Origin of the sequence: Rhizobium etli 8C-3, assembly GCF_001908375.1 — a bacterium.
Classification (GTDB): domain Bacteria; phylum Pseudomonadota; class Alphaproteobacteria; order Rhizobiales; family Rhizobiaceae; genus Rhizobium; species Rhizobium etli_B.
Genome location: NZ_CP017241.1, coordinates 2,868,128 through 2,878,275 on the forward strand (window position 1 = coordinate 2,868,128; position 10,148 = coordinate 2,878,275).

At 59.5% G+C, this 10,148-nt stretch carries 7 protein-coding genes and 2 pseudogenes; 4 read left to right on the forward strand and 5 right to left on the reverse strand.

Going from position 1 to position 10,148, the window contains the following annotated elements:
• Nucleotides 1–14 precede the first annotated feature (14 nt).
• Nucleotides 15–521 carry a hypothetical protein gene (locus AM571_RS14415; protein WP_074061995.1) on the forward strand — a complete coding sequence of 169 codons (507 nt, stop codon included), beginning with the start codon at nucleotides 15–17 and terminating at the stop codon, nucleotides 519–521.
• Nucleotides 522–972: 451 nt separating this feature from the next.
• Here AM571_RS14415 and AM571_RS35690 read toward each other — a convergent pair.
• A pseudogene (locus AM571_RS35690) lies at nucleotides 973–1,041 on the reverse strand (transcriptional regulator); the annotation flags it as partial.
• A 5-nt stretch (nucleotides 1,042–1,046) separates the two neighbouring features.
• On the opposite strand from AM571_RS35690, the pseudogene AM571_RS14425 reads away from it, so the two are divergent.
• Together AM571_RS14425 and AM571_RS14430 are read left to right on the forward strand one after the other, a co-directional pair.
• Nucleotides 1,047–1,388: pseudogene (locus AM571_RS14425) on the forward strand (DUF6428 family protein); the annotation flags it as partial.
• Between the two features lie 583 nt (nucleotides 1,389–1,971).
• Nucleotides 1,972–3,417 (forward strand): efflux transporter outer membrane subunit, encoded by a 1,446-nt coding sequence (locus AM571_RS14430; protein ID WP_074061998.1) that lies wholly within the window; start codon nucleotides 1,972–1,974, stop codon nucleotides 3,415–3,417.
• A 689-nt stretch (nucleotides 3,418–4,106) separates the two neighbouring features.
• On the opposite strand, the gene AM571_RS14435 is transcribed toward AM571_RS14430, so the two are convergent.
• The 4 genes from AM571_RS14435 to AM571_RS14450 all read right to left on the reverse strand — a co-directional run bounded on the left by AM571_RS14435 (nucleotide 4,107) and on the right by AM571_RS14450 (nucleotide 8,901).
• On the reverse strand, nucleotides 4,107–4,874 hold the full coding sequence (locus AM571_RS14435; RefSeq protein WP_074061999.1) for a LuxR C-terminal-related transcriptional regulator: 768 nt from the start codon (nucleotides 4,872–4,874) through the stop codon (nucleotides 4,107–4,109).
• A gap of 384 nt (nucleotides 4,875–5,258) precedes the next feature.
• On the reverse strand, nucleotides 5,259–5,966 hold the full coding sequence (locus AM571_RS14440; protein WP_081377087.1) for a Crp/Fnr family transcriptional regulator: 708 nt from the start codon (nucleotides 5,964–5,966) through the stop codon (nucleotides 5,259–5,261).
• A 248-nt stretch (nucleotides 5,967–6,214) separates the two neighbouring features.
• Nucleotides 6,215–7,471, reverse strand: coding sequence for a polysaccharide pyruvyl transferase family protein (locus AM571_RS14445; RefSeq protein ID WP_074062000.1), 1,257 nt, complete (start codon nucleotides 7,469–7,471; stop codon nucleotides 6,215–6,217).
• On the reverse strand, nucleotides 7,468–8,901 hold the full coding sequence (locus tag AM571_RS14450; RefSeq protein WP_074062001.1) for an O-antigen ligase family protein: 1,434 nt from the start codon (nucleotides 8,899–8,901) through the stop codon (nucleotides 7,468–7,470). Before AM571_RS14450 ends, AM571_RS14445 begins: the two co-directional genes overlap by 4 nt.
• 125 nt (nucleotides 8,902–9,026) lie before the next feature.
• Between AM571_RS14450 and AM571_RS14455 the strand changes: the two genes are divergently transcribed.
• Nucleotides 9,027–9,902, forward strand: a complete 876-nt coding sequence (locus AM571_RS14455; RefSeq protein ID WP_237358488.1) for a glycoside hydrolase family 16 protein — start codon at nucleotides 9,027–9,029, stop codon at nucleotides 9,900–9,902.
• The last annotated feature ends 246 nt before the right edge of the window (nucleotides 9,903–10,148 follow it).

Genomic DNA, 10,148 nt, shown 5'->3' on the forward strand with positions numbered 1-10,148 from the left:
ACGAGGTCACCGCCATGCGCTGCGCCGTTTTCTCGCTCTCCCTCGCACTCGCCTGCTCCCAGCCACATGCCGCAGCCGCTCAGGAAGCCGATTTCCTCCGGTCGCTTTCCGGAAACTGGCAAGGCACAGGCCAGGTGCTGATGCGGATCGGCAGCGATCCGGTCAACGTGCGGTGCAGCTTTGCAACGAGGGCGGGCCTAGCCAACTTCTCCATGAACGGGAGCTGCCGGGGCTTTATCGTCGTGCGCCGGGCCGTTTCGGCGAACCTGAGGGTCAGCGGCGGGCGCTATTCCGGGACATATGTCGGACCGATGGGTCTGCCATCTGCGCTTTCTGGAAGCCGCCGCGGAAACGCCATCAATCTTTCCGTACGCTGGGCCCGCCCCGTTAACGGCGACCGGAACGCCACCATGACGATCGAGAAGATCGGGGCGGACGGCCTGCGTCTGCTGACGGTCGATCGCGACCATGCGACCGGAAGATCGGTCATCACCAGCAACATCGATCTTAGGCGTCAGTGAACTTGCGCAAGCCTGCTCAGCCGGTTCTGTCAATTGCCCGTCCGCCCCGGCCGCTTCCGAGGCCGATCCGTTTCTGGCGAGCTGCCCGATGACCACCAGCACGAGCACGGCAAGGGCGGCTGCCGCCGATGTCATTGCCAGCGAACCCGCCGACGCCGAGGCTGATGATCAGGTAGGCCAGCGCGAAAGGTGCGGCTGCCGACACGATCAGCCGCGCCGCCATGACCTGGACCTGCATTTTTCCATACCCGTCGCTTCCGAAGAGAATAAGGGCAAGCGCTCCCGTAACGGCCGCTCCCCCGCCCGACGGCGATTGCGAATGCGACGGCGCCGGCAACGGAAGGCGGTCGGGATGAGCAGGAACACCGCTGCCGACATAAGCGTGGCCGCTCTGATGGCAAGCTTGAGCGGCGGCAGGTTCACGGCAAAGAGCATGACAGCGAGACGGCGTCTTCTCCGCGACCATGCCGGCGGCCATGCCGTCTGGACCGGCGACCACCAGCATCCGGACGATCTGCAGGCGGGGCGGAAGCCAAGGATACGCCCTTGGTGTCCATTCCGATGAAACCGGGCTACCAAGTAACCGAAGTCAAGGCCGGCGAGTTCGCAGCGCTCGACTGCGGCGCCATCCGGAAGCATGGCGAGAGATTTTCTTCCAACTATGGGACTTCGAAGAGAACGGCAGCACGTATATGCCGGCGAGATGTCGAGCTCGATGGGTCTGCCAGGCTGACATTCGAAGTCAGCGACGGCGTGCGGCCAATGCAGCTTTACTGCGCGGCCATGCCGGCCTTGCTGGGCTGTGCTGTGCACGTCGAACTTGCGCCGCGCCCGGCAGGCTGCATGCCGCGCGACCGCTGGCTCTGAGAAGAAGCACGCAAGACTGACGCCTGCTGCAGGCCCACGCATGGAAAAATCCCTGCTGGCGGCATCTCCGGCCCTTGTTAATCATATTGGGCAGGTTGATATGTCGCCGGGACACTGCCGTTATACGTGCCATGAGGTTTGTGCTGTTTTACATTGTAACGTGCGTTTCCGTCAGCCTTGCTCTGGGCATTGCCATATATCCGATCTTTGGTACGGCCCCGGGGCGGGCTCATGGTCCATCGCTCCAAAGTACCCGTGTTCAAGCAGCCGGAACGGCGGGCAAGACCTCTCGCCTGACGTCTTGCGCCAATGTCTCGTCCTGCCGCCGGGCGCCATCGAGCGCAACTCCGAACGACGCTTTTCGTTTCCGCCCACCGGTGTCTGTGCCGGCCTCTCCTCTCACCCCGTCGGCGGATGCGCCGGCGAGGCGTGAGCTCTAAATGGTTGCCCGGCCCCAGATGAAACCTGCCGCATCGCCGCATTCCGGCAGCAGGCCTACCGAATGGGCAGATGCGAACGTTTCATTAACCACGTCTAGCGTACTTTCGGCAAAACCAAGGAGGTCGGCAGGTTGAGGGGGCGAATGGCATTAGCTCGTAGCGCAGCATGTTGCGTAGTCGCGTCTTTGCTGGCTGGCTGCGTGAGCGGACCGGACCACACGCCTCCGGAGATGCCGCTGCCGGCGAAGTTCGGTGAAGGCAGCAACAAGAATATCGGTGATGTAGCGACGGTGGCCTGGTGGTCGGCCTTTCGCGACAGGCAGCTTGACAGCCTGGTTGCGCGCGGCATCGACCAGAACCTCGACGTTCTGCAGGCGATGGAACGCATCAATGCGGCGTCCTCCAATGTGACGGTCGCCGGGGCTGGCTCGCTGCCGAGCCTGGTCGTCGGCGCCTCGCACACGGTGTCGGGCCAGATGGGCTCGGAGCGCACCCGGGTGGGTGCGACCAACACCTCTGGCGGCGAGGCCAATGTCTCCTGGCTGCTCGATCTCTTCGGCCAGTACCGGCGCTCCAAGGAAAGCGCGCTTGCCTCGCTCGATTCGGCCTATGCCAGCGCCGACGTGGCCCGGCTTGCCTTCCTGCAGGATCTCGTCTCGACCTATATCGACGCCCGCTTCTACCAGGAGCGCATTGCGCTGTCGAAGGCCAACCTGCAATCGCGCCGGGAGACCTACGATCTCACCAAGTTCCAGCTGGAAGCCGGTGCCGCCTCCAGGCTCGACGTCGTCCAGGCCGAGGGCCTGGTGCAGTCGACGCAGGCTGAAATTCCCGGCCTGGAAACCAATTTCCGCGTCTCGGCGCATCACATCGCCACGCTGCTCGGCCTGCCGGCCTCCTCGCTGATGGCCGAGTTGCAGAAGGGAGCCGCCCAGCCGGTCTACCGTGCCGGCATCATCTCCGGCATCCCGGCCGACCTGATCCGCAACCGTCCCGACATCCGCGTGGCCGAGCGCAATCTGGCAGCGGCGACCGCCAATATCGGCGTCGCCGAATCGCAGCTTTATCCGTCGATCTCGCTGTCCGGCTCGATCTCGCCCACCTGGGTCAATGCGGCCGGTGGCAGCGGCGGCGGCCTGACCACCTGGTCCTTCGGCCCGACGCTCAGCCTGCCGATCTTCGACGGCGGCCGCCTGCGCGCCAATGTCGACATCGCCAAGTCGGACGCCAAGACCGCCTATCTCGCCTGGAAGGCAGCGGTGCTCAATGCCGTCGAGGAGGTGGAGAACGCGCTGTCGGCCGTGCGCCGCGACGCCCAGACGGTGGAAGCGCTGCGCGCCCAGGTCAAGACGACGCAGGAATCGCTGGAACTGTCGACGGCAAGCTACAAGGACGGCGCCTCCTCGCTGCTCGACGTGCTCGACGCCCAGCGCCAGGTGTCGCTGGCCCAGGCAAGCCTGGCGGCGTCCGTGCAGCAGATGGCCAGGGACTACGTCTCCCTCAACGTCGCAATCGGCGGCGGCTATGCCCCCGGCGGCAAGGTCAACGCTGTCTCCGCCACCGTGGCAAAAGGCCCCTCAAAGAGCTGAAAGAGCCCACGATGGACGAGAGCGCTGCGCGGCTGCACTACCAGGGGAAAAAAGGCTCGTCCTGCCGATTGACGAGCCCTTCTTCCTTCATCGGAGGAGTAAAGAGACGGTCTCGCAAGCGTGGTACCGTCCAAAGGCATCAGACCACGGATTTCGCCTCTTGAACATTTCTACAAACGGATGAGCCGCCTACGCCCCCGATACGCACCATGGCGATCGCGCAAACGGGCCGCTTGCGCCGGAAGAAGGGGAGGAAGAGGCCAATCGGCTATCACCCAAAGGGATTAATTGATTTCGTGCGGTAGTATGGCATCCTCCACTTGGGACTCGGGGGCAGTACCGAGTAGAACCAGTTCCAAATGCGGCAGCTAATACTCGCGGGCTAATTGACCGCGAAAAGCTCCTTGCGGAAGGGCTCGCTTCATTGCTGAAGCGAGCCCGGCTTTCTAGGCCTCCAAGAATATCGAGCAATCTTCAGCCCTTTACAGAAAACAGCATTCCCGCCTGCAGGGCACGCGGGGACACCCAGATCTGTTTGTTTCCAGCCTCAAGCACATCAGTGTGCGCCTCCTTCGCAGGCGAACCGTCCCAATCCACCTCCTACCCAGGCGGCACTCGAGACGGCGCTACCCGCGAAAACTGCGAAACCTTCACAGCAGTTGCGGGAGTTCAGCAGCAACCGCGCACGATCAATGCATGAAATCCCTGATCTTATAGGCAACCTCCGTCCGGTTGGTGGCATTCAGCTTTTTCATGATGTTGCGGATGTGAACCTTCACCGTACTTTCGCAAAGCTTCATTTCGTACGCGATGATCTTGTTCGCCTTGCCCCGCAGCAAGGCTTCCGCCACGACCGCTTCGCGCGGCGTGAAGAGTTCATCGGTGCAGTTCATGCCATTGCTGACAGCACTGATCACGTGCCTTGCTGCAAGAATGCTGCTTGCGGGAATGAAAATTCCCCCTGCCTGGGCCAAGCCGATCGCTTCTGCAGCAACGCCAATACTGACAGTGGTGGGTATATAGCCTCGAGCGCCGTATTCGAGCGCTTTGAGGATTTGCGAAAGTTCGTCGCTCTCCGCCCCCACGACGACAGGGCTGGATTTGAACTTCTCGGTCAATTTCGCGATCGCCTGCCCCACATCGGCATCCGTGATCTTCTTTCCGCCGATCATCAAAAGGATGACGGCCGGATCATGCTGGATATGCTGGTTCTGCCAGTCCTCCAGCGAATTGGCGGAAATGATGTTCAAGGCCGGTTGATAGTCGCGAAGGCTGCGTGAAAGGCACTCGCGGTCAAGAGCCCGCGAATCGATCAGCAGCAGATATTCCGTATGCTCTTCCGTCGTAACGAAATTTGACGACGACAGACTCCGTACCGGATCCCTCGCCTTCAAGGAAATAAGACGGGTTGTCCTTGCGATACCAGTATTTTCGTTGGTTATTTGTTGCCCGTTCATAGCCGACTCCTACTCTCAACAAAATTGGCAGCCAAAACTAGAGACCAATTTGAAATACATACGCTTTACTTGCAAATCATACGATTAGACCAAACGCTTGCGCCTGATCTAAAGTATTTTGACAGTCGTATGAAATTCAAACGCCCAACATTAAACTTGCATTAATTATAAATGTCGGCATTAACATATGTTAACCACTACTCATAAAAGATCACATCTAGATCTTATTTCTTACTGTACAACAACATTGCCCCTAATCATTTTAGCCACAAAGAGCTACGATTATTGTGAATAATCCTCATATTTTATAGGATTATCCACAGAGATGCATTGTCGGCTCTTCTTTCGAATAGCCCCCATAACACGTGGAAGTATTTCAGGAATTTATAAGCGGCGCTCCGCCGGCGGCGCCAGGTAGGTTGGGTCGAAATCGACCAGTTCCTCGAGTTTCTTCCTGTCCAAGAATTCGACGACGCCACTTTTGAATACAAGCAGGCCGCTAAGACGCATATCTTTGAGGACACGATTGATATGGACGGTCGAAAGACCGACGGCATCACCGATCTCGGCCTGTGTCAGCGGACATTCAAAACCGTCCGCCGACTCGTGCTGGAAAACACCCAGCCGGACGGCCAGCTCGAGAAGAAGATGCGCCGTCCGGGCAAAAGCATCGCGGCGCCCGATATTCGCCAACCTTTCAGTCAGCCGAGCCTGACGGCGCACCATCTCCAGGAGCAGCGCGCGGTGCAGGTCGGTCGATGCGCTCTCGGGCTTTCGATCGCCAAGCGCCGGCAGTTCGTAGATGCGAATGTTGGAGAGCGCCTGCATCGTCTCGCGCGACAACTCCGCCGAAGCCGTCCAGACGATATCTCCGGGAAGCGAAAAATCGGACACCATGCGTGCCCCATTTGGAAGCAGCTTCCAGGAGATGATCCAGCCGCTGACCAGATAGAAGATGCGGGCCCGGCGATTTCCGACCTCGAAGATCGTTTCGCCGGCCTGGTAACCGCGGTACGCTCCCCCCGCAAATTCGCGACGCTTGAGATGACGATTTGCCGAAAGCTCATATTCCGCGGTCGTCAGTGTTACCATTCCCCAAACCCCGTAAGCGAACATCAGCTTTGACTGAACAAAAGTATAATCTTAAGGTTGGAAAATACACAATATCATGCGTCTTTTGCCGTGTCGCTTACTCCAATTTGCTTAGGTTGCTTGGGAGCGCGATGTTGCACTGTGCCAAGGCACTTTACGCGCATACATTGAATATTTTGCGCCGACGGGAATCAACGCTGCGCTGTGATGGGCAAGCCAGAGAACTATCTTGCCTTTCAATTTGCAATTCAACGGGGGCCGGCAGCAATGCCTCGCACGTCGTCGGCAATCGAATATTCGCTGACAAGGCCCGGCTGCAGGGCAAATCGCAAGCGCCGCATTCCCGTTTCCGCACAGTCCATCGTCAGATTATATCTTTCCTGATCAATACCTTGGGCGAGCGCGGCCCTTAAAAGAGCGGGAATATCGCTCACCGGCACATGCTCCGCATCCACAAAATAGGCTTCGCGCCCGACGGAGCGGAAGAAGCCCTCAACCTTTTTATCCCAGCCAAGTCCGATATGCGGAATGCCAAAGGAATAGGCGGCGATGCAGGCGTGGAGACGGTGGGAAATGATCGCATCCGCGGCATTCAGCAGCCGCAGCAACTGTTCTACGTCGGCGGGCCGATCGGCAAGATGGAGTACACCTGAGGTAAGATGACTCGCCATCGAGCCTTCGTTCACAATCGTCCTCGCGAAAATGTGATCTTCCGTGGCGCCGTTACAAAACAGCGTGACGTTCAATCCGTCTTCGATCAGCGCCTCAATAAGCTTGCGGTACCCGGCCGCGTCCCCCAGCGGGATCGGACCGGTGTGACTGGCATGGCGCGTGAGCACGACCGGTTCCGTGACGCAGATGGCGACCTTGTTTCCCCGGTTCGGTCCGCGCGTCGTATGGGCTACCTGGCCGATCAAGAGCCCGGGATCGGGAATAATGTCGGGAACCGGCCCGGCGGGAAAATGACTGCGCCAGCTATCGTAGGCAAACCTGTCCCGTACCGAGACGTGCAGCAGCCGGACACCGCCGATGCGGGCAAAAAGCCGCCTGGCTGGTTCTGACCAATCGGCACTTACGCCGACAGCATAAATCCCAAGCGGGCGATCGAAGCGACGAACGCAATCCAGGACGGTTCCGATCTTCAACGGGAAATTCAGGTCGTCGTCCTGAAAAAGATTGCCGCCGCCGATGACGACTGCATCCGCCGCGGCAATCTTGCGTTCCCATTCGCCACGCTGCCGCCGGAGCGCTCGCTGGACGAAGAACCCGACAGCCAGCCGCCGAACAGGCTTTGGCAACCGTTGAAGCAGCTTGAGCAGATGCCGGCGCCGGCTGCTGCTTGCACCGCCGAACCCGTGACGGCCGGCAAGATCGACAGTCTCCACCTCTATGCCGCCGCCCGTCTGCGCAAGGCCGTGCTCGATGCACAGAGCCAATATGCCGTCGCCCAGGTTCTCGCTGTATTTGACGTTGAAGACGACGATCTTGAAGGGCGTCCTGCTCATGACCGTCTCTCCATTAGGCTCATGGTGTGAGAGGCAGACGCCCTCGCGCGCAGCGGATAGGGCTCAGTTAGCGCGGTCGTGGCGCCGGCAAGAATGTAGATCATCAGCCCGAGATCATAGACGGTTCCGGATGTGGAAGCCGTGACCAACACCGCGACGATCCCCATTTTCGCGGCGCGTATCGCCGAACCGCATTCAATCGGCTGCGCCGATCCAACAGCAGGCTTCAACGACAGTACGGACCATATGAACAGCGCGAACAAGAACGCGCCGAGCACCCCCAAATTGGACAGCAGCACCAGCACGAAGCTTGAGGCCCGCGCACTGCCCAGCCCCGCACCGAACCCGAATGTGTCGAGGAATGTCTTGTAGGCAACGGCATTCCATTCGGCACGCTCTTGTCCCGACTGGCTGTCGGCTTTAGAAAACAGCATCTCGTCGAAGAAGCCGGCAACGCCTGCCGAAAGCCCGGGCAGCGTCGCCAGGACGAGGAACACGATGAGCGGGGCCGCCGCGACCGAGGCGACAACAAAGAGCACCGGCCGGCGAGATCGGTCGGCGGAGGACCGGAAAAACGACCGCAAGAAAAGGACCGGAACAATAATCGCAAGACCGACAAGCCCTGTCGCTGACGTCGAGAAAAGCAATGCGATGAAGAGAAGCCACGTCAAAAGGCCGGTGGCCCGGCCACGGACGCCTTCGAGCCAGAGGCTTGCAATGATGGCAAACAGCACCAGCGTATAGCCAGCAAATGCCGATGCTTCCGGAAAAGTCCCCGAAATCCTCTTCAGCCCGCCTTTTTCGGCGGCCGTCAGCAGCGCGTAGTTTGCTGTCCTGACGAAGCCGAGCAGATATTCGGTCCGCGTGAAATAGGTGACGATATCGGCCAGTGCGAAGCTCAATGTCACCGTCGCGGTGACCAACACGGCTTTGATAAGATCGTCATGCGTGCCTGCGCGTCTGAAGAAGGCAAAGGTACTGGCGAAAGCCACGAGGCCGCCCACGGCATAGACGGTCTGCGTTATATTGCTCGACGAGGCACGCAGCGGCACGAGCGAAATTATGTTTCTCAGGCCGACCGACCGCTCGACGATCATGGTTTCCGTCATTCCTTGGAACAACCGCGGAAAGAACAATGCCGTAAACAGTCCGAAGACCGTCAATGCCAGGAGGATGAATCCGGCGCGCGACGGAGAGACCGCAGCAAAGACCTGCCCCTCGCCGAATGCCATGAAGATGCGTAGAACGAAAAACAGCAGAAATAGGTTCGGCACCAGGATCGACGCTCCGCCCATTCCGGGTAGCGCAATGGCCGCCGCCGCGCCGAATGCAGTCGAAAGCATCAGCCATGTGAAAGAATGCCTGACGGGGGCAAACAGAAGCATTGCCCCCAGCAGAATAGTCACCAGCCCAATGAATTCGACCCGCATCCACCGCACCCAGTTTTCCTCAACAGGAAAGCTATCACGCGCCCAAGCGCCTTGTATTTACGTCCGCCTTAAGCCCTTTGCAGTAGCCCTTCGGTCGAATTGGGCGCTTTCGCGCGAAAGTGGGCATGGGTACCGTCCGCGGCATGAGAACGTTTACGCCCCAAACCTGCCTTCGTCGTACAGGCTGGCCGCGGTCGGCTGGCCGCCGGCTGGGCATCGTGATCGCTGCCGCACTTTTGTGCGCCCGCCTGGCGCATGCCGAAGATTGCGTGCCCGGTGACACCGGCGATGAAATCGATACCGAGGAGATGAAGCTCACTTTCGAAGACAACTTCGACGATCTGAGCGTATCAGCCTGGGGTCCGGGAACCCGCTGGATCGCTCATACGCCGTGGTCCGGCGATTTCGGCGGCGCCCGTTTTGCCAATCCCGAACTCGGGTTCCCGTTTGTCGTCACCGACGGCGTTCTGCGCATCGAGGCGGCCCGCAATGCCCAGGGCGATTGGCGTTCCGGACTGCTTGCCTCCGTCGACCCGAAGGGCGTTGGCTTTTCGCAGTGCTACGGCTATTTCGAGACGCGCGCGCAGTTGCCCATCGGGCCAGGCGTGTGGCCAGCTTTCTGGCTGATTGGCAAGGACAGGTCGAAATCGACCGCCGAGATCGATGTTCTTGAGTTCTACGGAGACAAACCGGAAGGATATTCTGCGACCGCCCATGTCTGGCACCGCGATGGCGGGCACTATTCGGATTTCTCGCGCATCGAGGTCTTCCGCGACGCAAGGCCCACCGACTTTCATACATATGGCGTGAAAATCGATTCCGAATTCATCCGCATGTATTTCGACGAGAAGCTGGTCTGGAAAACCAAAACCCAGCCGGAGCACCGCCAGCCGATGTATATCCTTGTCAATCTGGGATTGGCGAAAGACGCAGTCGATATGGACGTTCCCGATCCTTCGCACATGTTCGTAGATTACATCCGGGCTTACAGCGTCAGGTGACGTTGCACACGGACTGCAGGCTCACCGGTGCCTGTCGCGCGCTTCCATAAATGCATGTGTCGCAAGGGGTTAGGATACGTTCGCGGGCGACTGCCACATGTGACCGGGTATGAGAAAACCGGCCCTCTAAGACTTTCGTGCACGTGCTGTCATCCCAATGATCAACTGGCCATTTTCCTCGATCATGAAATCCTGTCCCCTCATTTTGCGATTGGACGAACTCCTGCAGGGCAATGATTGGGGGCA